Origin of the sequence: Ktedonosporobacter rubrisoli, from assembly GCF_004208415.1 — a bacterium.
Taxonomy (GTDB): domain Bacteria; phylum Chloroflexota; class Ktedonobacteria; order Ktedonobacterales; family Ktedonobacteraceae; genus Ktedonosporobacter; species Ktedonosporobacter rubrisoli.
Window position 1 is genome coordinate 7,881,354 of record NZ_CP035758.1, and the last position, 22,846, is coordinate 7,904,199.

Below are 22,846 nucleotides of genomic sequence, written 5' to 3' on the forward strand. Positions count from 1 at the left end.
CGCGGAAGTAGCCTCGCCCTGCCTGTTGCATATGCCATAGCTGGCTTATTGGGATACGCGCTGACGCAGGGCTTCCAGCCAGCCGGCGAACGAAGTGCTGAAGAAGGTGGTCCAGTGCTCGTACTCGCCTGGCTCACAGTCGAAGCTTGCCCACCATTCCACAAAGGCCCGCTTGCTGTCGGTGATGGGCGTAACGCGTATGCTCGCCTCGTAATTGCGGATGGGGAAGGGTAGCGGTTCGCAGAACTCATAGGTCTGGGTGCGCTCGCGGTCCGATTGAGCGAGCAGGCGCTGACGAATCACGCTCTTCTCGTTGCGGATGTTACGCACGGCTCCCACGCTCTCGCCTGTCTTGCCTTCCTCAATATGGCTCTCGCCGCAGCCCTCGCCCCATATCGCGTAGTTGCCGAAATCGCGTACGATGCTCCAGATCTGTTCGGCTGGCTGCTCGAAGACTGTACTATAATATGCTCTTGCCATCGCTGCTCTCCTTCTTGCTCTATGTACCCGCTCAAAACCAGGCGTTTAAGCTCCTGGCGGATAGAATGAATCACGTTTTCCTGTGGAGAGTATACGCGGCCCTGAGCGCAGAAACTATCGGCTTCTTGCTCTGCAAAGCGTTTGGTCTGGAAAAAGCTTGCTCCTGCGTCTGAAAGGGCAAAGCTTTGGCTTGCTCCGCCAGTGCTCAGATCTTTAAGCTGCTAGAAACTTCTCAGGCCTTGTCATGTAATGTCAAAGTCTGGTATATAAGTTCACCGGGAAAGCCTGGGATCTGCGAAGCCATCTTGTAAGTGGTCCGCAGATCCTGGCCGGAGCTCATAAGTAAACTAAGAGCTCCTCTACAGGATTAAGAGAAATCGGGACGCAGGGCGCTTAGTTCAGGGTCGCTCAGGGCGATTTCTCTTAGCGAAGAAGCCAGCGTGAAAGCTTGTTGCAAGGCTGCCCTCGCTTTTCCCAGCTGACTTTGCAAGGCGTAAAAGCAGGCAAGATTATAGTAGATGATGCCTTTCAAGCGTTCTGGCACCTCGGCCTCGATTACTCTCCTGGCCCAGGTCTCATAGGTATTTGTCGCTTGTTCGAGATCCTGACGATCAAGAGAGTACTGTGCTAGATGCTGCTGGGTATGCTCGTAGCAGCTGCTCATGAAGGCGCTATAAAACGGCTCTCCATCATCAGTCCAGTTAATGCGATTGAAGGCGGTCAAATCTTCCTCGGAGAGCTGTTCAGTAAGCGTAATGAGCCGGGCATAGGCCGCCTCAGATTCCGCGAAAAGCGTGGACCAGGGACGGTGCCGATGCTCCTCAAAGATGAGCGGGTTGACTTGCGTATAGTCCTGGGATGGAGGCTGCGGTTTCTTGTCAAGGATGGCTTGCACACGCAGGATGAGGCGTTGGCGCCAGAACGTCAGGTGAGCTACATGATCCCTGGCGGACCAGTGATCCGGCGTGCCAATTGCCTCAAGTTCGGCTGGAGGTAATTGCTGGAAAAAGGCATTCTGACTGTTTTGCGCCTGACGCAAGAGATCAAGGAGCACGGGCTTAAAAGGATGTTGAGTCATGAAATGTTCTTCCTCACTTCTTTTTGCTGAAATTGTCTCACTTATACGTTGGCAGCAAGGCACCTGAGGGAGGAGAACATCAGAAGCAGATCTCAAGGAAGCGTGGAATTAGCCTCCTTCTACAAGGCTCCAGGCATTACTAAGTAAATTGATGTCACTTTCTCGCTCGCAGGTGCGTTGCCTGATGAAAGAGTTGCATAACGTCTTCATAGGTTTCACCTCCTTTCGTGCTGAGAAACATGACTGATAAAAGAAAGATACCAGAATGGGCAGCTTTTGACAAGAGGTTCGCTTTTGAACTTATGCTAGGTTAGCTTCCTTCACTGGTTCGTGCTTTCCACAAAATGGCGCAAGTTTTTGTTTAAAAACGCAGGAATAGGCAAGATCAGGGCCAGTCTTTCGATCTATCATAGAGGCACGATAGTGAAGGGCAAGCAAGGTGAAGCGCTTGCCCGCCGCTGAGCAGTGAAGTGAAAGGACGAGAGTAAATGGCTAACGAATTATATATGGTAGGCGTGACACCCAAAGACCTGGCAAAATCGCTGGAATTTTATCGCCGGCTTGGCTTCGATTTTCCCGCGGAAAGCGATGGACAGCCACACGCCAGCGTGAAGATGAAGGGAGAGATAACCTTCTTCTTGAATAATATCGGGCTGGTCGAGGAAAAAGATTACCCGCGCGTCGTCTTTGAGATCTTCTTAAATGAGCGCGCCGCCGTGGATGCCAAGTATAACGAGATGATTGGCTTCGGCTATGAGAGCTATCGCGCGCCCTTCGTCTCCTCCTTTGGAGTCTACTTCGCTCTGATCAACGATCCCGATGGCAATCTTATTATGATCTCCGCCGAATAAGTGCCAAAGCTAGCATGTGAGGGCACACCGTGCCCTCATCTTCGTGTATTGCGCGCCTCCCGGCTTAAATGCGTGGATTCTGTAGCTCATACGTTTACGCCTATCTAAAGTGTCCACATAGCCAGCAAGCATCCTTGACAGAATCTCCCTTTGCCTCTTAACATAGAGCCGTCTAAGAGGAGGCAATATCAATGTAATATATAATCAAGGAGAGCTCTGTGAAGGATTCAGAGAAGCAGGCGAATAAGAGCAATGCCGACGCTCATATTTCCAAGCGACCTCATCAAGCGAATGAAGATGACTATGATCTCTCGTTGCCGGGGAAGATGGAAGAACTGCGCGGAAGGGCGCTGGGAAACCTGCGCGTCCGTGTTGTGATACCAAAGGATCGCGAGTTTAAGCGCGTTGCCGCCGGAGAACTGGAAGCAACTGAGGCCGTCGAGAAGCCAGAGAGCAATGCAGAGCGCGTCTGGTATTACACCAAGCGTTTCCTGCTGGGCGTGCCTATCCCTACGGCGATGGCGGAAAACGAGCGCATATCGAAATTCAAGGCCCTGGCCTTGCTCTCGTCGGACGCCATTTCCTCGGTAGCCTTTGCCACTGAGGCCATCCTGATTAATCTAGCTGCAGCAGGCTCGGGAAATCTGGGCATTACTTTGCCTATCAGCCTGGTTATTCTCTTCCTGCTGCTCGTTGTGGCAACCTCATATCGTCAGACCATTCCGGCCTATCCTAATGGCGGTGGGTCCTATACTGTGGCGCGCGAGAATCTTGGCGTGCTACCAGGCCTGGTGGCGGCTGCGGCTCTGATGATCGACTATGTACTCAACGTCGCCGTCTGCATCGCCGCCGGGGTACATAACATCATCTCCTTCTTCCCTTCGTTGAACAGCTATATCGTCCCCATGGCTATCGCGCTCATTGTGATCATGATGATCTTGAATCTGCGAGGCCTGCGCGAATCGGGGACGATCTTTGCCTTTCCAACCTACTTTTTTATAGTTAGCGCTTTACTTCTGATCATCGTCGGGCTTATCAAGGCGTATCTTTTCCGCCATCAGCCGATAATTGGCGCGTTTACGCCTGCCGTCCAGAGCATTGAACCGCTAACGATCATCATTGTTCTGCGCGCTTTCTCTACAGGCTGTACCGCTATGACCGGAGTCGAGGCCATTTCCAATGCTACACCGGTCTTTCGCGAGCCGCAAACGCGTAACGCCGCCATCACCCTCACCTGGATGGCCTGTATTCTTGGCGTGCTCTTCCTGGGTATTACGCTGCTGGCCATGACTTACGGCATTCAGGCCAATGCCGCGAGCAATCCAACTGTGGTAGCGCAGATCGCCATGCACGTGTACGAGGGGCCCTGGGCCTTTTTGGTGCCGCTCTTTCTCCTAGCCGTTCTGGGCATTTTAACGCTCTCGGCCGAGACGAGCTTTGCCGGGTTCCCCCGCCTGACAGCGCTGCTGGCACAGGATCGTTTCCTGCCCACTCAGTTTTCTTTTCGCGGTGACCGCTTAGCGTTCTCAGTGGGCATTGTTGTCCTGGCCGCCTGTGCCTGCCTCCTGATCCTTGGCTTTGGCGGCAATACTGATGCCCTCATCAATTTGTTTGCGGTCGGCGTCTTTATAGCCTTTACGCTCTCGCAGGCCGGTATGGTGGTTCACTGGTGGCACTTGCGCGGACAGCAACGCGGCTGGCAGCGTAGCATAATCATCAATGGCGTTGGCGCCTGTACAACTGCCATAGTGACGCTGGTTGTGGCCACGATGAAGTTTTTAGATGGGGCCTGGATTGTGGTCTTGCTGATTCCGATCCTTGTGGTAACCTTTGTGGGCATTCGGCGCCACTATCTGCGCTTCGAGCGGGAAAGTACTATTGATCTGCCCATTCATCCGCGCGATATTCATCATCGCCTGATTGTCCCGATTGATAAGTTGAATCGCGCCAGCGTACAGAGCCTTGCCTATGCACGCTCGGTCTCGCCACATGTGACGGCTGTACATATCGTCATGGATACAGATAAGGCTTCAACTCTGCGCGAAGACTGGCAGCGCTGGCAAAAGCGGCTGGGGGATGAAGAGGAGACGCATCTTCTGATCATCGATTCGCCTTATCGTTCTCTGATCCGTCCTTTGCTTGCCTATATTGATACGATCCACGAACGTCACCCACAGGATACGGTGAGTATTGTACTGCCGGAGTTTGTGGTGGCGCACTGGTGGCAGCATTTCTTGCATAATCAGACAGCTCTACGCCTGAAGGCAGCCCTGCTCTTCAGGCCAGGTATTGTTGTGATTAATCTTCCTCAACACCTGAGCTGAGGGCGGACAAAGTGAGGAGTAGGGAAAAGGGGCATTTGGATATGTGAGTATACTGATAAATAGAGGGGGCTTAAAGATACTCTACAACTATTCTTTCTACGCTTGGGAAAGATGTTCCGATCGTCACTTTCTACGGCCCTCTCTTTTATTGCTCCGTGGGGAGATTGGAAGGGAAGAGAAATAAATTTGGATATGCGAGTATACTGATAAATAGAGGGCTGAAGTCGTATTCATCCCGTACTCTCTACCGTTTCGTCGTCTGCATACCACTAATGAGAGAATTCAGCCCTCTCTCTTTTTTGTTCCCAAGCCAGGATGGTCGCAGCTAATTCAATTGTAGAGGTCCTCTATTGATGGATTGAGCTCGATAAAGAGCACGTCAATTCATAATGAGATAGCTCAAGGTGCTGAGGTTGTGTACGAAAACCAGGCTCAGCTAAGCCTTTCCTGCAAGCTACAGAAGGTTGCACAAGCCTTAGCGAGCCAATGGGGTTGAGCATGCTTTAATTTCCAAGTACCCAAAAGATGAGTGTGCCCGTTGTCATGCCGCTTTTAAGAGTCAGTTGCCAACATCCAGCCGCAGGAACATTGATGGTAGATGGATACATTTTGGCTGGGGTATCAGCTGAAAGGAACGTTTGGCTGAAGGTCTTCATTTGAGGATCTAAAAGCTGCCTTCCGGTGATCGCGATGGTCTTTGATGCTTGTGGATTGTCGATACTCCAAAGAATTTTCATACTCGTTCCATCGACAGATCTGCCACCAACGTGAAGTGGTTGGTAGATTCGGCTTCCCAAAGTGTGCGGGCGAGCAAAAAAGAGATAAGCTATAATTCGGGAGGAAGCTGGTTCTGCCTTTGCCCAGGGAATTCCAGCCAGGGAAGCCTGAGCGGTCTCGGAACTCTGATAGACTTTGCCAGGATGACACGCTGAAGGCACATCTACAGCCGATTGTAATGGGATCACATTCTCGGTGGGAGGCCTACCTTGCTGTGGACTTACTTGACTTCCACAGCTTACGAGCGCAGATAGCATCAAGATGAGCACTGCGAGAGCTTGTAATATTTTTCGCATAAGGCTCCCTCTTCTTCGAGAATACCCTGGGTAGAGATGCGAAGGCTGCGCTTCGAATTATTAGGTGACGTACGAATTATAGTTGTAAAAATTGCACCTTCAAATAAAATATAACATTTTGTAAAATATGCTGTCAACTGTATAATATGAATGGTTAGATTCAAAAATACAGAGTTAACTTTATACGGCATAAGGTGGCAATAGAGCAAAAGATACTCATCAATAGTATTGACAGAGCTATATTCTATCATTTGAAGGAGGCTTAAACTTCGTTGGAGAATGTTGAAACGATTGAAGAACCTGAAAATAATGAGAGTGATAAGCATAGGGAACGCATAAAATGCGTAATATGTGTTCTAGGGATCTACTCCCATTTGCCAAGCAATAGATCTGGCGCTCCCTATGGCCCCAGCTCATAAGTTCCTCGCGGGAAACTGCTTGACTCCTAAAGAGGATTTGCTTTTCTGGCTCCGTAGGAGGATACTGAAACAACGGAGGAGGAGACTGAAACGGAGGATACTGGCTTTCCATTCCCGACTCCGCAGGAGGATACTGAGACGATTGAGGATACTGAAACTGAGTATACCACGACAGGCGCTTGCCTACCCGTAATAGCAAGCGTACAACCGGAGCATTCTCGCTGATGAGCTTGCCGTTTTGCCAGATCTGGTAGGCGTAGGGACGCCCATGATCTAAGTAGATGTGGGCGTACTTGCGCCTGCGCTTGAGGAAGAAGGCGAAGGGCCAGAGGAAAAATGGTAGCGGGAGCACGGCGTTGGCGCGCCCGCTGAAGTTTTTGCGCTGTAGGACGATAAGCAGGCTGACGAGCCTTGCACGATAATCTGGGGCTAACATTAGTTTACACTCCTTAACACACTTACTACTACGCTGCAAACATCTCCTCCTCCAACTGAGGAGACTGTAAGAAGGGATTGCTGGAAAATGGATAGGCTCACTCCGTTAGAGGAGACTGAAAGATTGCACTTCCCTGCATTGTTGTCCCAGCCATCCCTGACCGGGATTAATAGGTTATGGCCGCCCTGTAGCCTGTGATAGGTCTGTAACGACCATATAGATAAGCAGATGACAGATCAAATGCTAGTAGTAGTAAAGGCAAGGCATTATCTAGCTGATGATGTAACGTAACAAGGCTTGATCACATTGATCTGTCATCGCCTATCTAGGCTCGCCCTCCACGAGCCTATTCATCCATAAATTGCATCCCCCCTATCTTCCAGCTTCACTCCTTGCATTGTTGTCCCGGCCATCCTTGGCCGATGTGAAAAGTATAACTCGCATTCTGTCCGATGTAAATAAGTAACAGAAGGCTGGAAAAATAAATAGTAACAAATGAGTATTAGCCATAAATGGGTAACAATTGGTAAGTTTCAGAAATGAGTAACTATACACTTAAATCTCAAGCTGAGTTACCCAGCCTGAAGGGTTATGTTTCTATTAGGGAAGCTGCAGAAATGCTAGGGCTGGCACGTAAGACTGTTTATGAATATGTCACTGAAGGGCGCATACCGGGCGTCAAAGCCGGCGATATCATTCTTGTGCGCGTAGAAGATGTCGAAAACTTCAAGCCAAATATCTCGGGGCGTCCGCGCACAACCATACCCCAATGGCGCATCTCGCCCGCCGACAATACGCTCTTCCAGACGCGCATCTTTGTGCACATCAAGCCGGGCAAGCTGAGCGAATTTCGCCAGCGCCTTGACGAGATCCGCCGCCAGAAAGCCCACCTCTTTCCTGGTACCATTGCCCGCTATATCGCTGGGAGTCAAAAAGATCCTCAGCAGGTAGAGATTAGCCTGATCTGGCGCAGCAGCGTCGCCCCCGACGAGGCCGTGCGCCAGCAAGCTCTTGAGGAATTTAAGCAACGGCTGGCCGACGTGCTGGATTGGGAGAACGCCAGCTACGACGAGGGCAGCATCTTTATGCACGCCTGAGCGCTACAGCAAGGCGCGCCGTCACCAGGAGAGTACACATATTCAGCCTGGGAAGGCTGTAGCGTGAAATGCGGCGGGATTGAGAGGAGCTTATTCCTCCGATGAATCTTCTTGCGGGAAAGTATAGCGACTTATGCGGACAAGCCCAAATCTCAATTCATATAGTCAGGTTTTGTGAGGAAGAGATCGAAGCGAAACCAGAGCCTCTACAAAGGGATATTAAGGACAAATCAGGGAATATTGCCTGTTATCGTTGCGCTATGCTAAGATAGCCCAAACGACACGTGAAAAAGTTATGAAAGGCAACGAGATGGAATTGCGAATTGTCCACCTTTTCCTGGCAGAGGCGTTCAGCGATATAGAGTCCTCTTTTGTCTTGCAAGCGCTTAACGCGCCTCCCGTGCCCACGCTCAAGAAACGCTATCAGGTAAAAACCGTGGCTGAAAGCAGCGCTCCCGTGACGACAGCTGGTGGCATTACCATCCTTCCCGATATCACGCTTGCCGAATTGGCGCCAGCGCAGAGCGCTATGCTCATCCTTCCCGGTAGTCCTGTCTGGCCTTATGGTAAGCATGCCGCCGCTGTTGAGAAAGCCAGAGCCTTTCTTGAGCAGGATGTGCCGGTTGCCGCCATCTGTGAGGCTACTGTTGCTCTGGCAAAGGCGGGACTATTGAATGGGAGGCAGCATACAAGTAATATTCCTGAATACCTCCTTGTGGAGAACTATGAGGGATATGAGCTATATCAATATCAGCCCGTCGTCACCGATGGCAATCTGATTACGGCGAGCGGATTAGCGCCACTCGATTTTGCCTACCATATTCTTACTAAGCTACAAGCCTATCCTCCCCGGGTCCTTGGTGCCTGGTATAGTATGTACGAGACCATGAATGCTGAATACTTTTTTGATCTGCACAGAGCTGCCGAGGCAGAGAGCTAAACCAGGCTTCTCATCACTGCTGCCTACAAAGATAAGCTAGCGCAACGCTTCACATGTCCCAAATTGGGGGAGTGGGCAAGCTACGATCAGGGCAAGATTTTTATGCAGGCCTGAGCGCCCCCACATTCTACACTCTACTATTGACAGTAACAGCTTGGCCGAGCCGAATGGCATTTAACAGTTAAAGTGTCGGGTCCCATCGGCCTATCATTCAAGCGTTGCTCTATGACGCGAATGTCAAGCTCAAAAATATTTTCCTCATCCTTCTGCTCAAGCAGTTCAAGGTTTTGGGTCTGGTCCATGATAAATGTCCTTTATTTCAATCATTTCTAGAGTTGTGCGTGGGAAGGCAGGAGGAGCTTCTCGCTCCTCCCGCCCTTTTGAGTTATGAAGACGCTTTCACTCACTCACATTCAATAAGACGGGAGCGACAAAACGCTGTCGGAATTTCAGGCTTATCAGGCATAACCTTCATAAGTTCCGTGATCTTAATATCAAGATCAAAGAGCTGCTCTTCTTGCTTCTGCTCAAGCAGTTCCAAGTTCATGGTAAGATCCATAAGAAACATCCTTTCGTTCAACTATTATTGAATAGGTGCAACCACCTGCACTGGGGAAGGCGAGAGGAGCATCTTGCTCTTCCCACCCTTTTGAGTTATGAAGTTACCTTCTCCTACAGACGAGAGGACTTGTACGACAAAGCGCTGTTGGAGATTCAGGCATATCAGGCCTGATCTCCATGAGTTGCGTAATGCGAACGTCAAGCTCAAAGAGCTGCTCTTCTTGCTCTTGCTCAAGCAGTTCAAGGTTTTGGGTTTGGTCCATGATAAATTGCCCTTTCGTTCAACTATTACTGAATAGGCGTAACCACCAGCTCTGGGGAAGGCGAGAGGAGCTTCTTGTTCCTCCCACCCCTTTGAGTTATGAAGCTACTTTCTCTCACCTACAGCGAATAGGATTTGTATGACAAATCACTGTCGGAGGAGTATCAGGAGCATCCTCCATGAGTTCGGCAATGCGAACGTCAAGATCAAAGAGCTGCTCCTCTTGCTCCTGCTCAAGCAGTTCAAGGTTTTGGGTTTGGTCCATAAGAAACATCCTTTCGTTCAACTATTAGTGAATAGGCGCAATTACCTATCCTGAAGAAGAAATGAAATTGTCGGGGAAGGCGAGGGGAGCATTATGTCCCTTCCACTCCCTTGAGTGATGAAGTCACTTTCACTTACAGCGATGAGGATCTGTAGGACAATGCAGTGTCGCAGGAAACTCAGGCCCATCAGGAGTTCCCATCAGGAGTTGCGTAATGCGAACGTCAAGATCAAAGAGCTGCTCCTCTTGCTCCTGCTCAAGCAGTTCAAGGTTCTTGGTAAGATCCATAAGAAACGTCCTTTCCTTTCAACTATTGTTGAATAGACGCAATTATCTGCTCTGGGGAAGGCAGGAGGAACTTCTTGCTCCTCGCACCCCCTTGAGTTAAGAAATTACTTTGTCCTACAGTGAACAGGACCTGTCTCACAATATATTGACGGAAACTCAGGCCCATCAGGGGTAACCTTCAGGAGTTCGGTAATGCGAACATCAAGATCAAAGAGCTGCTCCTCTTGCTCCTGCTCAAGTAGTTCCAGATTCAGAGTTTGATCCATAACAAAAGTCCTTTCTTAAACTGTTGCTGAATCGTCACGAGCAAAAATATACGCTCTACTTATATGATAAAATCATAAGCAAATTTATAGTGTAATATATTTCTTTTTATTTAGTATGTGCATTGCTGTTCTTGTGCTAAAAAGCGTTTTTAGGCAAGAGAGATATGCTTGGTGAGAACCGGGCTCATGGCGAATGCTTCCCATGATTCCAGTCAATGAGCTTTTTGAGGGAAAGAAAAGAAGTGGATGCCTGGATATATAACTCCAGGCATAAACGGGGCAGGTGAGAACACACATCCGAGCTGAGCAAAAACTGAGCTCAAACTAGAGTTTGAGCAGCTTTTCGGCGTTAAGATGGGCAATCTTCTCTTTGTCGGCGGGACTGATTGGCGCCTCCTCAAGAAACCTTCTGGCTTGCTCGCCCGACCTGTACGGGTAATCGACTGAGTACATGATGCGATCAGCCCCCATAATCTGCAAGGTGAGCAAGAATTGTGGAACTGTAAACAGACCACTTGGCGTCGCATAAAAGTTTTGCGTGAAGTAGTCTGCAAAGGGTCGCTGTAAGCTTTTGCCCGCCGGAGTGGTCTCCATAACCATAGTAGCGCGGGCAAGATAGAATGGGATCATTTCTCCCCAATGGCCGAGAATGATCTGCAGGCCTGGAAACCTATCGAAGACGCCTGCCACGATCATGCGTAAGGCGTGGATGCCAGTTTCCATGTGCCAGCCCCAGCCGCCGGTGGCCAGGGCGAAGTTAGTAACTGGATCAAAGCCAGCATAGTAAGCGTCCTGGACGGCCTGGGATGGTACTGTAGGATGAATGTAGAGTGGGACATCAAGCTTCGCCGCAGTTTCCAGGAGTTGACGATAAGCGGGATCGTCGAGAAAGCGTGTGCCGGTGCGCCCATTAATCATCGCACCTTTGAAGCCAAGAAGGCGAACCGTTCGCTCTAACTCTTGCGCCGACGCTTCAGGATCGGGCGTTGGCAAGGTGGCAAAACCGGCAAAGCGTTCTGGATGCGCTTTGATGGCTGCCGCGAGCTGATCATTGGCATCTCTAGCAAGTGGCACGGCCTCGGCTGCAGGAAGGGTTTCCGGGCCAGGTGTGGTATGTGAAAGGAACTGAACATCAATACCTGTCTTATCCATGTTTTGCAGACGTTCCTCGCCAATATCGCCAAGTTGGCGGGAGAGCGGGTCAGCTAACTTCAGTGGAAATTTAGCTTGCTGGCCGGAATACTGTTTCTCTACTGCCTCTTTGATTGCGGCAGTTTGGAAGTGTTCTTCAAGGGCAATGATTTTCATTTTTTTTGTCTTTTCTCTTTGATTGAGATGATATATATCTTCTTCTTAGGATTTTTCCTGGAGGCAATTCGACCCGGCATGCGGTCAGGGTGAATATTGCTGTGAAAGCTCTTCTCCACTCATTCTACCACATCTGGTTCTCTTTCCTGCCCCACTTGCAAACCTGACAAAAGCTTTCCACATCTGGTTGTTTGGCCGCCTGACGGCGGTGATGAAGAGAAGAGAATCAGGGCAGAGCTTGGGGATGTTACACATCTCGGTGCGCTCCAGGTCAAGGGCAATGCGCTTGCTCGCGACGTCTCGCCCTTCACAATCCCCGTGTGGAGAACTGCAAACCTGGCACCTTCAAGTGATGTAACGGTTGCCTGGCCCTGACTTCTCCTCTTGCTAGCACAGAGGCCGCCCCGGGAGAATGAGGCTACTCCATTCTCTATCTGGAGATAGATCTCTACTGTTTACAACAATCCATCTCTAGATAGACGCGCTCTCCGCACGAAGCGGCTATGATGCTCGCAGGGAAAGAGCCAGAACATCTCTTGAAAGGAAAAGATAGCTATGCCCTCATCCCTTTTTCTCGTGTGGCGTCGCGTCGCACCGATCCTTGCCTTGCTCATCCTGGCACCGTTTGTCGCCGAAGTTCTTGAAGGTTCAACTCATTTGACCAATTTCTTTGTGTTTCCCTCCGAGGTTGGCGTCTATGGCTGCGCAGCCCTGCTCATCCGTGCGTTTGTGCGCGCTAAGCGCAAAGGCTGGGCAGTTTTGCTGCTGCTGGCGATAGCCTATGGGATTGCCGAGGAATGCGTAATTCTACAAACATCTCTCGTCCCGCTTCTCGCGGCCAAACACATCTATGGCCGCTTGCTGGATGTCAACTGGATCTACCTCCTCTGGGCAGTGGGATACGAAAGCGTCTGGAGCATCATCTTGCCCATCCAGCTTGCCGAGCTGCTCTTCCCCGAGCGTCGGGACGATCCCTGGTTGGGGAAAACGGGCCTAATCATCACTGCGATAGTCTTTCTGCTCGCCTCTATCGGCACTTGGTTTATGTGGATGCACGCCCTGACCATCTACGCTCCAGGACTACACTACCAGCCTCCCTTGTTCACTATCACGGCTGCGCTGATCGTCATTGCCATCCTGGTAGCCAGCGCGCTTGCTTTGCCTGCATCCTCACGGACTGCCCAAACGAGGACCAGGAGAGCGCCCCATTCCTGGCTCGTGGGCATAGTCGCCTTTGTGTCTGGCTTGCTCTGGTTTGCCCCGCTCTTGTTGCACTATGGCCTCTTCCCGGCGTTTCCGTTCGCGCTGGCCCTTGTGCTCATCCTGGCCCTGGCTGTGGGCACTTTATGGCTAATCTGGTACTGGTCGGCGGCTCAGGACTGGGGCGATAGGCAACGCCTGGCCCTGATCTTTGGCGCGCTCCTCGCCTGCATGCTGGCCGGCTTTCCCTTCAGCGGCATTGTGCTTACCATTGACTTCATCTGGAAAGGAGTCTGTGATCTGCTCGCGCTGCTCGCCCTCGCCTATCTGGCCTGGAAGATCCGGCGCAGAGTGAACATACAAGAGCAGGAAGCATAGCAATTGACACCATTCTGTTCTGAAGTGTATCTTTAGACCAGAAAACCTGTATTCTGTGAAGAGCAAAGGAGGCATCATGAGCATCTACATCCGTATCCTGTTTTCGCTGACGATTGGTGGCCTCGTTCTGCTCTCTGGCTTCTCTCTGCGCCCGGTTCCCCTGCAATGTGGGGTGCTGATCCTCCTCCTGCTTACCTACCTGTGCATGATCTGGCTACGCCAGGACCTGTGGACGCACACGAGATACGTGTTGCTTACTGCCTTGCTCCTGGCGCTTGTCGGCATCCTCCGTCTCTCCTATGGCATCAATCTCTATTATGGCTACCTTATGATCCCTCTCGTTCTGCTTCTGGCCAAGGAACAGCAGCAGGAATATCGTCGTTTTGCGGCCCTGCTCGCCGCCATAACTGTTCTTGCACTGTTTGCTATTTGCTATCCTTCTACATTCGTGTTTCAAGTGCTGGCCTATACCATTGTCTTGTACATCTGTATTCGCGCCATCAACATTTACAAAGAGGCTACTCGTCTTAGCCAGCAGCATGTGCAAGAACTGGCACAGGCCCACCACGAGCTCCAACACCTGTATGAAGCACTGCAAGAAGCAAGCCTGCACTCACTGCGCTACACAGTCCTGGCTGAGCGAACCCGGTTGGCCCGTGATATGCACGATGGACTTGGCCATCAGCTCACCGCGCTCATCGTTCAGCTTCAGGCGCTCGAACTTATGTTGCCTGCTGATCCTCCGCAAGCAGCCAGGACCGTGCCTGCAATGTTAGAGATTGCCCGTCAGGCCATGGCCGAGATTCGGCTCGCGGTAAGGGAGTGGAGCGAGGATGAGCGCGGCCTGGGTTTGACTGCCTTGCGTAGTCTGGCTTCGCAGTGGGCGGCGCATGCTTTGCTCACGCTTGAGTTTCGCCAGGATGATGACCTCTCAGACTGGCCCGTGGAGACAAGCGCGACCCTGTATCGTATCTTACAGGAGGCCCTTACCAATGTTGTGCGTCATGCCGACGCAACTGCAGTCACCGTCGAGGTGCAGGAGGATCAGCAGAAGGTCACTATGACGGTGAGCGACAACGGCACCTACACTGACGCCGCTGGCTTTGTACTCGGCTTTGGCACCAGGGGTATGAGGGAGCGTGCGCAGGCAGCGGGAGGATCGTGCAGTTTCTTGCAGCGGCGGCCACATGGGATGCAAGTTCGGATCAGCTTGCCCCTCGAACCAGCGCCCTCTAGCGAGAGGCTAGCCAGCCTTCTCCCGGGTACCAGAGGTGCATGTCTATGACCGATCCCATTCGGATTGTGATCGCTGAGGATCAGTCCATTGTGCGGCAAGGACTGCGCTATATCATCCAGGCGCAATGGGATATGACAGTTGTCGGCGAGGCTGCTGACGGCGAGCAAGCGATCCAACTTGCGCGAGAGACGCGTCCAGCTCTCGTTTTGATGGATATTCGTATGCCTGTGCGCAACGGCATTGAGGCCACCAGGGCTATTCTTGCCTTCTTGCCAGAGACAAAGGTGGTCCTGCTAACTACCTTCGATATTCAGGAATATGTCTTTGATGGCATTCGCGCGGGAGCTGTCGGCTATCTGCTCAAAGATGCTGAGACCCACAGCCTCCTCGATGGTATTCGCGCAGCAGCGCAGGGAGGCGTAACGTTTCGTAGTCGGATCTCGGGTGAGGTCCTGGCGAAAGTGCTCCATGAGGAACACAAAGACGCTACTCAACAGTGGCAAGCGCCAGCTTTGCTTGAACCTCTCACCGAGCGCGAGCACGCAGTTTTGCAGCAGATGGCATGGGGGAAGCGAAATTGGGAAATCGCCAGCTTGCTCTCAGTCTCGGAGGGCACTGTCAAGACTCATGTGCATCGCATTCTTCAGAAATTCGGCGTTGAGGATCGTACCCAGGCTGTGGTGCTGGCAATCAGGCAGCAGATCGTCAAGTAAGAGCCAGCGACTAAAGAGCAGGCAGCCGTGGGCATCTCATATGTTGACAGGCTCGCCACATAAAAAGATTATCTTTCCTCTTCACATAGAGTGTGGCAAACCCCAGGATTTTCCACAGGCAGAATCGACAGGCTCTCGTGTCTGCTCAAGAGAGGATCGCAGCCCTGGCCTGGCTTATGGAGTTGCCACGAAGGCAGAGAAGATGCCCATTTCCGAAAATGTAAGCATATACGGGCCTGTGCGTTGCTTCATCAGGCCGCGAGATGCAGATTTATTGTTCGCGCTGCTCCAGGCGTGTAAATAATTGGATAAGTGGTTCCAGTGCGCCAGGGAGCAAAAAATAATAGGCCCATACACCGTGGCGAACCGCATCAATAATGCCGGCCTCGCGCAGCAGGCGCAAATGATGAGAAATCGTCGATTGGTCAAGATCGAAGCTGTTAGTGATATCGCACACGCAGACATTGCCTGGCCGCTCGGCCAGCAACATCACGATTTGCATCCGGGTTGGATCTGCCAGAGCCTTTAGCCTGTTCGCCAGCATATGAGCTTCTTGCTTGTGCGAATTCAAGCCTTCCTCCTGAACAGGTTCCAACTGAGTAGCAGGCTCTTGCCGCTTTCGTGCTCGCGTAGAGCGGATCTGGCCAGTTTTAGCCGCGTTCATAACATACCCTCCAGATGGCTTGCTCAACTCCAACTCATTGCGCACAGCCAATAATAACCCCCACCGATATTGTTTGCTCTGCTAGCGCATTTGCAGGTTTCCAGAGCTTTGCGCTTCAGACCCTTACATGCTATTATACCTGATTTTTAAGCGTATTTCAGCTAAATACGCAGTTTATCTTTGTGTGAGAAGAAAGAAAGAGCTAGCTTATTTACATAATTCCCCACAAACTTGAAGATTAGCAGTAAAAGCGCCAGGATGTGTTAAAAAGCTATTAATTTTCTGGGCACCGGGCGAAAAGATGCAGGTTGAGCCTGAAAAAGTTTGCTATGCCGAGTTATACTATACTTAGTGATACACAATTGTAAAGTCTTGGAGTAAAAACTGAAGTAAAAAAGGCCTGAAAAAGTCAGCAGAGGAATTCTAATAATCCGACTGAGGAATTGCAATTCGTGTTAACCTACTTATACTCTTATGGGGGAAGTAAAGGCGCGCCTTAGCTTTTTGCCTGCATTCGCATTAATTGGCAACATTCGCCAGGCTTCTCCTACATGTTGGACAGCCGTAGCCCGAATAAGGGATTAGCAGTTGTCCGCAGTCCACATTCCTTTCCCTCATCATATCCTATATGAGCAAACTACCTACTTTTATACCCACAAAATATACTCATTTCTATCTATTGTCAGCTCAGCCTTTTTCACTTACAATCTCGCAAATAGCATTTGTCAATACACCTATCTAGCACAACACGTAGGCTTACTACAGGTACAAATACTCTTTCGTCGTTGGGATAAAGTGGATAAAGGATTGTACAATGTTACCAGGCAGACTACTAGAGCAAATCACGCAAGAATTCGTACCCGGAACGCCTGTACATACTGTCGTTTGCGCCTTCGTTATTACGCTTCTGGAGCCGCTCTTGCAGCGCTATAAGCTGCGAGCCGCCCATAATAGGGCTAACAACGAAAGCTTGCCCCATCCTGAGCAGCAATTATCCTCCCGCCTCCTGAACGGGATCTTTGCCACACTCGCCCTCATCGCCGAGGGTCAGAAGCAGGGCGTACCTCGTCTGGCACGTCTTTTAGATAAGCACATACGCATGTATATCACTATCTACATAGTGCATACTCTCCTCATGTGCTCCGACTACCAGCCGATGAGCTTACCAGGCGCCATCTATACTAAACTATGCAAAGAGCTCTCAAGTCTGAATATATGCGCCTTTCTGCCCGAGATCGACGAATTATTAGATACTCTGCTCCAACTGGTAGCAAGCAGCCAGCAGGCACTAGAGCAGTGGCCGCAGCCTATCCAGCTCACCCCGCTGCTTGAGGCAGATGCAAGCTACTTCACAGAGCATCTTGACGACCGGAACGCCGAGACGCTCTGTGAGCTTTGCATCTTTAGCGTGCTCATAACCTCATCAATCCAGACACCAGAAGACAGCCTGTTGGGTCCGGCTGCCCATAGACTTGCCATGAGCTTGCAGCGGCTCACGACTGACGAGCACGGCAATTACTTTACCCTTGCCTATCATAAGCTGGGCGAGACCCGTGGCCTGCTCAGCAACCAGATTCATAGCACGGTCATGCGCTATCTCAGCCGGGAGCAGTCAGATAAGCCCGCGCTTATCCCATACCTTTACTTTCCCAACGGCACAGTTTATCTAGATCCATGCAGCCAATCCGCCAGGCTCAAGCTTGATTATCAAGAGCTGGCTGAGCTCCTGCAAGCAGACCTGCGCCGGCGCTGCTATAGCCTGATCGCTGCTGGGAATGGCCTCTTCTTTAACCAACTTGGGCGGCTCAAGTATCCCGCCTACTACCATGACTTTCTCAGCTTGCCGGAACTGTTCTCCCTGTTTGTGCGCAAAACGCTTGAGGAAAATAAGCCTCATCTCGCTCAACGCGCCCTGGAGGTCCTGAAAAAGCAGCAGCAAGACGGCAGGCTTCCCGCCGATATTGTGCTCGATTACTCGCCGGATGGACGCATTACGATGCTTGCGCGCTTCCTCATCAACTATCAACATCTCATCGAAGAGAACCTGGTAAGGGATGCGGCTCCCCTGCGCGAGGAGCTAGAGAAGCGCCTGATAAAGCAATTTGGCACTAAGCTATGGGATATGGCCAAGCGCATTCCACGGAGTGGCGGTTGCGGCTACCGCTTCTACTGGCTCGCAGCCCGCTATATCGCCAACCACAACCCGACTATCTACAAAGAAGCCGGGCACAAGAAGAGCCTGCAGAAGCTCTTTGAGCAGCTTATACACGACCTGCTAAGCATAGGCGGGGAAAAGTTAGCGGCCTCGCCTCGGCTGCGCGGATGCTATCTTGCCACGTTGCCTGCCTACTTGAAACAGCAGCTCACCGCCGGCTCCTATCGGGCCTTAGGCGAGCTACCCCCTGGTGCCGCCCGGCCTTATCGACCACCTCATATGAGCCTCGCCTCGCCCATAGAGCTACCTGACGCCGCGCTACAGCTCAGGGACTACACGATTGCCAAACGTCCCCGCAATGGCCAGCTTATCTGTACCATCTGTAGCGCGGCCTATCCGGTTCTGCAGCAGGAAGAGGCCTCTATCCTCTTTCAGCCCTGGGTATATAAAAATCGCCTGCCGCTCTTCAAGCGCGAATGCGCGGGCGGGATCTGCATAGTTTGCCTGCTGGAACAGATGCTCCGTCAGCTCTTACTTACCGATCACCTGCAGAGGCAGACCTATATCAAAGTAAGCGGCAAGGACTTTGAGGCGCAGGGCTTTAAATACTTTTTCCTCTATCCCAGCTGCTTCTTTACCCGGCCAACCTTCGCCTTGCTCAGCCACAGCATCTATAGCCTGCGCAACCTGAGGTTCATCGAGCTGGGCAAAAAGCTGCGGGAGCTTGACGACATCACGCTTGCAGACATCGCGCATTTGAGCTTCTTCCAGGCAGAAGAGGCGGACGAGCAGGTGGCAAACGCATATCGACCGCAGATGTACTTACGCGAACGAGATTCAGAGCAGCTCTATCCCGGCTTTCTGCTCTTTGCCAAGAGCACGCTAAGTTTGCCGGGGAGCGAGGGCTACAAAAACCCGATTGTGCATTGGCTTGAGGCGGCCTGGCTCGGCCTGGCGCTTCCCCTGCTGAGCGGAGCCAGGGTTATCGTCACGGAGAGCAGCTTGCCACCCTATCATAGCGCAGCGCACTTCAGGGAAACTGTGCTTCTCGATGCTCCGCACGCCTCTATCTACCATCTGCTCGCGGTACCATCGCCGCGGCTGTTGCTCAAAGATCTCTATGGAGAGCGCTGCCATGAAGCTGGCGCGCTTGGGGGAGCCCTGGCCATCTTTTGTCGCATGATTGAGCTGCATATCGATATCGAAGCCGTTGGCCTGGACCCCAAATTTGAGCGCTTCCCAAAACTCGTTCGCGACCTGATTACCGATCCAATGTTCATTTTTGTTCTGCTCAAAGAACAGATACGCCGCAGCCGGCTCAACGTCATTACCAGGGCCAAAGCCCGACACTACCATACTATCTACCGTCAGCTCATCGCGTATTACCATCCGACCGAAGGAGCAAGGCACATGGCAAACAGCATCGCCCGACATGAATGGATTACCGAATTATACCTGCGCTTCTATAGCCCGTTTGGCGAGAAAGGTTCGTGGCCCTCGCTCTACGCTATCGTCCGCCCGATCGATATCGCGACGCGCTGCATTCTCAAGGACACGCTCAATATGAGCGCCCAGGAGATCAAGCTAGAAATGGCGCACGCGCTTTGCGCCTGGCTGGAAAGCGTGGAGAGAAAGGACGCGGTAGGCAGGGTACTGGCCCACGGCATAGAGCAAAAATTGCTGGTGCTCCAATTTGTAGAAACCTTCTATCAAGAAATATTTCTTGGTTACGCCGAAGGAGAGCGTTGCTTGCTCAGCAGCCGGCTCAACCGGCTCAAGGGAGGCTGTGAACAGGCCTTTCTTATCCATCACACCACACAAGGCAAGCTGGCGCAGGCCCGTCTCGATGATCAAGAAGAAGATTGTTGCTCGCTCACGCAGCCCTGAAGGCCAGCAGGCTCTTCTGCTAGTTCGCGACTTCAAGCGGGTGTGGATCGGGAACAGGCTTGTGCGCACAGCCAGCGCTAGAACGCTCAGCCCTTTCTTTTAGCTGGAGAAGCATTTATCAAGCGAAACATGTCGGTTTGCCGCAGGATTGCTGCGCTAAGCTGACGTATCCCTACTTAGCAGGCCAGGAGGTCGAACATCTAATATGTTTTTACGCACGATTCAGCAAGATGTGTTTCATCAAGTTATCCCCTCAAGACCAATGGGGAAATATGCCCATATCGTCATTTTACGCGAAACCAGCTCGTTCGCACTCTTCCGCACCGAGCTAGAGCTCAACTTTGCCAAAGTCAGCGCGGGCCGCAGCATCCAGCGCCTCTCTCCGATTATCAGCCGCATTGTGCTCTACAAGCGCAAACAAACCTCGCCGGAGCGCCTGACCGGGCGCGAGCTCTTGCGCCGCTACAACCTGATCAGCGAGAGCCGGGATAATGCGGAGCTGCGCTACTGCGAATATAACAGTGAGCATTTCTGCAAACACTGCCCCGATTGCATCTATTACGGCTTCGCTATCGGCCAGGAGGGCAGCGAGAAATCTAAGATTATGGTCGATTCGGCCTTCTCCCTGCCGCACTTCGACGAGGCGCGCCAGACCATGACCTTTAATGCTCCCTACGAACACGGCACGATGAGCCTGCATGGCGAGCTCAAGCACAGCCTGGGCGAGCAAGATCATGTACTCCCCCAGATCTTTTTTCCCTCGATCGAGACGATTCGCGACCCGACCGAGCCCGAGTTCCTCTATGTGCTCAACAATATTCTGCGCACGCGGCGCTATGGAGCCCAGACGACGCGCGCCGGGACCGTCGAAAACCATATCGCAGCCATCATTTTTGCCGATGGCGAGATTTTTTCTAATCTCAAACTGACCCAGGCGCTCTACGATTGGCTGCAGAGCGAGTCGCAAACTCAACCTCCCGCCAACGCGTACCAGGCCGCAAATCTGCTTATCGGCATACATGAGGTGCTTCCCACGCTGCTAAAAGAAGATAGCGTGGTCGTCCATCTGCAGCTTGAGGGATTACAGCTCAAAATGCTGCTCGCGGAAGTGAATGGCTTGCTTACCAACGAAAGCAAGCTGCTCCTGCTTTTGCGCGAGGCCTACGCCGAATGTGATATCTACTCAAAAACGTTTGGGGCTGGCAGCAAGAGCAAAAAATAGGCGAGCATGCTTTGCTACGCTCATACACAAGGACAGAAAGTTTTCTTTAGCCAGGACAAATGAGTATTATGTTTGCATACATTGCGCGTTGTCATATCACTCTGCATGACAATCTTTATTACGCCAGCCACGAGTTCGGGCGCTTCTATGAGACCGAAAAATACTTGCATAATTATGGCCTGACCTACGCCCTGGGGCTGGTACGGCCAGCTCCTCCATTCTTTACTGCTTCGCAGGAGCCGCGCTATCGCGAAGATCTATACGCCACAGAGGTGGCCTACGATTACTATGTGACGCCGGCGCGCCCGCTGCATGTTGACTTTGCGCTCAACACGTTCAAGTTGATAGACGCCCATTACTACAATGTGCCCGTCAAGGAGAGCCGCAACCGCGTGGTCTTTGGTCGAGCTAAAGAGATTACGCCGGGCTCGACATTTGAATACTTCGTCTACTCACAGATACCACGCACGCTTCCCCACTGGATACGGCTCGGCAAGTGGCTGGCTAAGGCCGAAATGAGCTACAAATGGTACAGCGTGGGCACGGGAGAAGCGCCTATCGTCTCGCCGCCGGAAGCTCAGCGCATAGCCTGTCCGCTCAATCCGCTGGATATTGCCGATCAACAGCTCGCCACCTTCGATGTGGTGATGATGCCGCCATCTAGCCTGCTGGTCAACGTGAGCATTGTCGGTCCATGTTGCTGCCTGCCCGCCGAGCCGCTTTTTCACGACGAGCCGAGCAAGGATATTCATGTCCCTATAGGGATGCGCTACTTTGAAGGGGTGGTTAAGACTTGATGTGTAGACCACACGATGAGCTTTGTTCTATGTTGCTCTGTCTCCACTCATTGACAAGAGGTCAGATCTCGGCCGGCTCGGGGCCGCATGTTCAGGCCGCGTTCCTCGATATCGTCAGGCAGGCCGATCCCGCGCTGGCGGCAAGGTTGCACGAACCTAATCTGCGCCGCCCCTATACGCTTGGCCTGTTTAAAGATACAGCTGCGGCTCCCTGCCCGCCACGGGGCCACTTGATATATGGGCAGCAAGCATTTGAGATAAAACCAGGTCAGATCTGCTGGCTGCGCATCACGACGCTTGACTATAGCGTCTTTAGTTCGTTTGTGCCCTATCTTATGGCGCTGGGAACAACGCCACAGGTGCGCATCGGCCAGCTTTACTTTGCCATCAGCCATCTTCTGCTAACCCCTGTGGCCCAGCCCGAAGCGCTTGCTGGTTGGACCGCGCGCTCTTCCTTCGCTGAACTGGCCACGCTGGAGCCGGCCCGCAGACGCTATTGCTTCCACTTTGCCAGCCCGACAGCATTTAGCCGGGGGCAAAAGGCCTGGGGTAAGCTCCTGAAGCTCTTCCCCGAGCCGGCCGACGTCTTTGAGAGCCTGGGCCGCCAGTGGGAAAACTTTGCGCCCACCGAGCTTTCTCTGTCGGCTGCCGGGCTAAGTCCCCACTGCATTGCAACCTGGTGCGAAGATAATTTGAGCATCTCACAATATCACCTGGAAACCTGCCATCTCTCGGCCCATAAGTTCGGCCTGCCTGGTTTCCAGGGCACGATTACCTATGAAGTAAAAGGCCAGCTCGACGCAACCCAGGCTTGCTGGCTCACGACCCTGGCCCGCTTTGCCCTCTTCAGTGGGGCCGGCTACAAAACGACGATGGGCATGGGACAGACGCGCTGTATTGATCTTCCCGCATATATTGCTCTTGAGTAAATATAATACAGCTTTA

23 protein-coding genes are annotated in these 22,846 nt (G+C 52.0%); 11 read left to right on the plus strand and 12 right to left on the minus strand.

Annotated elements, in window-relative coordinates; genetic code table 11:
- Positions 1-45: 45 nt before the first annotated feature.
- The gene (locus tag EPA93_RS34235) at positions 46-480 is read right to left on the minus strand and encodes an SRPBCC family protein (RefSeq protein WP_129891820.1); all 435 of its coding nucleotides are present in this window, start codon (positions 478-480) and stop codon (positions 46-48) included.
- 367 nt (positions 481-847) lie between these two features.
- On the minus strand, positions 848-1,558 hold the full coding sequence (locus tag EPA93_RS34240; RefSeq protein WP_129891821.1) for a TPR end-of-group domain-containing protein: 711 nt from the start codon (positions 1,556-1,558) through the stop codon (positions 848-850).
- Between the two features lie 488 nt (positions 1,559-2,046).
- Here EPA93_RS34240 and EPA93_RS34245 point away from each other — a divergent pair, with 488 nt between their 5' ends.
- Both EPA93_RS34245 and EPA93_RS34250 read left to right on the plus strand, forming a co-directional pair.
- Complete coding sequence (locus EPA93_RS34245) at positions 2,047-2,409, plus strand: VOC family protein (RefSeq protein WP_129891822.1); 363 nt, start codon at positions 2,047-2,049, stop codon at positions 2,407-2,409.
- A gap of 218 nt (positions 2,410-2,627) precedes the next feature.
- On the plus strand, positions 2,628-4,733 hold the full coding sequence (locus EPA93_RS34250; protein ID WP_242527202.1) for an APC family permease: 2,106 nt from the start codon (positions 2,628-2,630) through the stop codon (positions 4,731-4,733).
- A gap of 503 nt (positions 4,734-5,236) precedes the next feature.
- Here the strand turns inward: EPA93_RS34250 and EPA93_RS34255 are convergent.
- Positions 5,237-5,470 (minus strand): hypothetical protein, encoded by a 234-nt coding sequence (locus EPA93_RS34255; RefSeq protein ID WP_129891823.1) that lies wholly within the window; start codon positions 5,468-5,470, stop codon positions 5,237-5,239.
- 573 nt (positions 5,471-6,043) lie between these two features.
- A complete protein-coding gene (locus tag EPA93_RS34260; RefSeq protein ID WP_129891824.1) occupies positions 6,044-6,661 on the minus strand; it encodes a hypothetical protein in 618 nt (205 codons plus the stop codon).
- A gap of 539 nt (positions 6,662-7,200) precedes the next feature.
- On the opposite strand from EPA93_RS34260, the gene EPA93_RS34265 reads away from it, so the two are divergent.
- Positions 7,201-7,758 (plus strand): helix-turn-helix domain-containing protein, encoded by a 558-nt coding sequence (locus tag EPA93_RS34265; RefSeq protein ID WP_129891825.1) that lies wholly within the window; start codon positions 7,201-7,203, stop codon positions 7,756-7,758.
- Between the two features lie 310 nt (positions 7,759-8,068).
- Positions 8,069-8,698, plus strand: a complete 630-nt coding sequence (locus EPA93_RS34270) for a DJ-1/PfpI family protein (protein WP_129891826.1) — start codon at positions 8,069-8,071, stop codon at positions 8,696-8,698.
- A gap of 137 nt (positions 8,699-8,835) precedes the next feature.
- Here the strand turns inward: EPA93_RS34270 and EPA93_RS48670 are convergent, their stop codons facing one another.
- From EPA93_RS48670 to EPA93_RS34275, 7 genes are all read right to left on the minus strand, one after another.
- Positions 8,836-9,000 (minus strand): hypothetical protein, encoded by a 165-nt coding sequence (locus EPA93_RS48670; protein ID WP_165423583.1) that lies wholly within the window; start codon positions 8,998-9,000, stop codon positions 8,836-8,838.
- 101 nt (positions 9,001-9,101) lie between these two features.
- On the minus strand, positions 9,102-9,257 hold the full coding sequence (locus EPA93_RS48675) for a hypothetical protein (RefSeq protein WP_165423584.1): 156 nt from the start codon (positions 9,255-9,257) through the stop codon (positions 9,102-9,104).
- A gap of 103 nt (positions 9,258-9,360) precedes the next feature.
- Positions 9,361-9,522, minus strand: coding sequence for a hypothetical protein (locus tag EPA93_RS48680; protein ID WP_165423585.1), 162 nt, complete (start codon positions 9,520-9,522; stop codon positions 9,361-9,363).
- A gap of 114 nt (positions 9,523-9,636) precedes the next feature.
- Positions 9,637-9,786: an FDLD family class I lanthipeptide gene (locus tag EPA93_RS48685; protein ID WP_165423586.1), complete on the minus strand. Its 150-nt coding sequence runs from the start codon at positions 9,784-9,786 to the stop codon at positions 9,637-9,639.
- A 129-nt stretch (positions 9,787-9,915) separates the two neighbouring features.
- Positions 9,916-10,074, minus strand: coding sequence for a hypothetical protein (locus EPA93_RS48690; protein WP_165423587.1), 159 nt, complete (start codon positions 10,072-10,074; stop codon positions 9,916-9,918).
- Between the two features lie 104 nt (positions 10,075-10,178).
- Positions 10,179-10,340, minus strand: coding sequence for a hypothetical protein (locus tag EPA93_RS48695; RefSeq protein ID WP_165423588.1), 162 nt, complete (start codon positions 10,338-10,340; stop codon positions 10,179-10,181).
- Positions 10,341-10,664: 324 nt separating this feature from the next.
- The gene (locus EPA93_RS34275; protein ID WP_129891827.1) at positions 10,665-11,648 is read right to left on the minus strand and encodes an amidohydrolase family protein; all 984 of its coding nucleotides are present in this window, start codon (positions 11,646-11,648) and stop codon (positions 10,665-10,667) included.
- 555 nt (positions 11,649-12,203) lie between these two features.
- Between EPA93_RS34275 and EPA93_RS34280 the strand changes: the two genes are divergently transcribed.
- The 3 genes from EPA93_RS34280 to EPA93_RS34290 all read left to right on the plus strand — a co-directional run bounded on the left by EPA93_RS34280 (position 12,204) and on the right by EPA93_RS34290 (position 15,176).
- Positions 12,204-13,226, plus strand: coding sequence for a hypothetical protein (locus tag EPA93_RS34280; RefSeq protein ID WP_129891828.1), 1,023 nt, complete (start codon positions 12,204-12,206; stop codon positions 13,224-13,226).
- 76 nt (positions 13,227-13,302) lie between these two features.
- Positions 13,303-14,511 carry a sensor histidine kinase gene (locus EPA93_RS34285; RefSeq protein ID WP_129891829.1) on the plus strand — a complete coding sequence of 403 codons (1,209 nt, stop codon included), beginning with the start codon at positions 13,303-13,305 and terminating at the stop codon, positions 14,509-14,511.
- Positions 14,502-15,176 carry a response regulator gene (locus EPA93_RS34290; RefSeq protein WP_129891830.1) on the plus strand — a complete coding sequence of 225 codons (675 nt, stop codon included), beginning with the start codon at positions 14,502-14,504 and terminating at the stop codon, positions 15,174-15,176. The genes EPA93_RS34285 and EPA93_RS34290 overlap by 10 nt, the downstream gene beginning before the upstream one ends.
- A gap of 271 nt (positions 15,177-15,447) precedes the next feature.
- Here EPA93_RS34290 and EPA93_RS34295 read toward each other — a convergent pair whose 3' ends face one another.
- Positions 15,448-15,840, minus strand: a complete 393-nt coding sequence (locus EPA93_RS34295) for an ArsR/SmtB family transcription factor (protein WP_207229277.1) — start codon at positions 15,838-15,840, stop codon at positions 15,448-15,450.
- 814 nt (positions 15,841-16,654) lie between these two features.
- Here EPA93_RS34295 and cas10d point away from each other — a divergent pair.
- The 4 genes from cas10d (at position 16,655) to cas6 (ending at position 22,830) form a co-directional block, all read left to right on the plus strand.
- Complete coding sequence (gene cas10d, locus EPA93_RS34300) at positions 16,655-19,882, plus strand: type I-D CRISPR-associated protein Cas10d/Csc3 (protein WP_129891831.1); 3,228 nt, start codon at positions 16,655-16,657, stop codon at positions 19,880-19,882.
- Between the two features lie 205 nt (positions 19,883-20,087).
- The gene (gene cas7d / locus EPA93_RS34305; RefSeq protein WP_129891832.1) at positions 20,088-21,104 is read left to right on the plus strand and encodes a type I-D CRISPR-associated protein Cas7/Csc2; all 1,017 of its coding nucleotides are present in this window, start codon (positions 20,088-20,090) and stop codon (positions 21,102-21,104) included.
- A gap of 68 nt (positions 21,105-21,172) precedes the next feature.
- Positions 21,173-21,901: a type I-D CRISPR-associated protein Cas5/Csc1 gene (gene cas5d / locus EPA93_RS34310; RefSeq protein ID WP_165423590.1), complete on the plus strand. Its 729-nt coding sequence runs from the start codon at positions 21,173-21,175 to the stop codon at positions 21,899-21,901.
- Positions 21,901-22,830: a CRISPR system precrRNA processing endoribonuclease RAMP protein Cas6 gene (gene cas6, locus EPA93_RS34315; RefSeq protein ID WP_129891834.1), complete on the plus strand. Its 930-nt coding sequence runs from the start codon at positions 21,901-21,903 to the stop codon at positions 22,828-22,830. The genes cas5d and cas6 overlap by 1 nt, the downstream gene beginning before the upstream one ends.
- The last annotated feature ends 16 nt before the right edge of the window (positions 22,831-22,846 follow it).

Coding starts and splice junctions, on each gene's coding strand:
- EPA93_RS48695 (WP_165423588.1), bottom strand. CDS start 10,340: ATGGATCAAACTCTGAATCTGGAACTACTTGAGCAGGAGCAAGAGGAG.
- EPA93_RS34280 (WP_129891828.1), top strand. CDS start 12,204: ATGCCCTCATCCCTTTTTCTCGTGTGGCGTCGCGTCGCACCGATCCTT.
- cas6 (WP_129891834.1), top strand. CDS start 21,901: ATGTGTAGACCACACGATGAGCTTTGTTCTATGTTGCTCTGTCTCCAC.
- EPA93_RS34235 (WP_129891820.1), bottom strand. CDS start 480: ATGGCAAGAGCATATTATAGTACAGTCTTCGAGCAGCCAGCCGAACAG.
- EPA93_RS34240 (WP_129891821.1), bottom strand. CDS start 1,558: ATGACTCAACATCCTTTTAAGCCCGTGCTCCTTGATCTCTTGCGTCAG.
- EPA93_RS48685 (WP_165423586.1), bottom strand. CDS start 9,786: ATGGACCAAACCCAAAACCTTGAACTGCTTGAGCAGGAGCAAGAGGAG.
- cas7d (WP_129891832.1), top strand. CDS start 20,088: ATGTTTTTACGCACGATTCAGCAAGATGTGTTTCATCAAGTTATCCCC.
- EPA93_RS48675 (WP_165423584.1), bottom strand. CDS start 9,257: ATGGATCTTACCATGAACTTGGAACTGCTTGAGCAGAAGCAAGAAGAG.
- EPA93_RS48680 (WP_165423585.1), bottom strand. CDS start 9,522: ATGGACCAAACCCAAAACCTTGAACTGCTTGAGCAAGAGCAAGAAGAG.
- EPA93_RS34270 (WP_129891826.1), top strand. CDS start 8,069: ATGGAATTGCGAATTGTCCACCTTTTCCTGGCAGAGGCGTTCAGCGAT.
- EPA93_RS34255 (WP_129891823.1), bottom strand. CDS start 5,470: ATGAAAATTCTTTGGAGTATCGACAATCCACAAGCATCAAAGACCATC.
- EPA93_RS34245 (WP_129891822.1), top strand. CDS start 2,047: ATGGCTAACGAATTATATATGGTAGGCGTGACACCCAAAGACCTGGCA.
- EPA93_RS34265 (WP_129891825.1), top strand. CDS start 7,201: ATGAGTAACTATACACTTAAATCTCAAGCTGAGTTACCCAGCCTGAAG.
- EPA93_RS34275 (WP_129891827.1), bottom strand. CDS start 11,648: ATGAAAATCATTGCCCTTGAAGAACACTTCCAAACTGCCGCAATCAAA.
- EPA93_RS34295 (WP_207229277.1), bottom strand. CDS start 15,840: ATGAACGCGGCTAAAACTGGCCAGATCCGCTCTACGCGAGCACGAAAG.
- EPA93_RS48690 (WP_165423587.1), bottom strand. CDS start 10,074: ATGGATCTTACCAAGAACCTTGAACTGCTTGAGCAGGAGCAAGAGGAG.
- EPA93_RS34260 (WP_129891824.1), bottom strand. CDS start 6,661: ATGTTAGCCCCAGATTATCGTGCAAGGCTCGTCAGCCTGCTTATCGTC.
- EPA93_RS34285 (WP_129891829.1), top strand. CDS start 13,303: ATGAGCATCTACATCCGTATCCTGTTTTCGCTGACGATTGGTGGCCTC.
- cas5d (WP_165423590.1), top strand. CDS start 21,173: ATGTTTGCATACATTGCGCGTTGTCATATCACTCTGCATGACAATCTT.
- EPA93_RS48670 (WP_165423583.1), bottom strand. CDS start 9,000: ATGGACCAGACCCAAAACCTTGAACTGCTTGAGCAGAAGGATGAGGAA.
- cas10d (WP_129891831.1), top strand. CDS start 16,655: ATGTTACCAGGCAGACTACTAGAGCAAATCACGCAAGAATTCGTACCC.
- EPA93_RS34290 (WP_129891830.1), top strand. CDS start 14,502: ATGTCTATGACCGATCCCATTCGGATTGTGATCGCTGAGGATCAGTCC.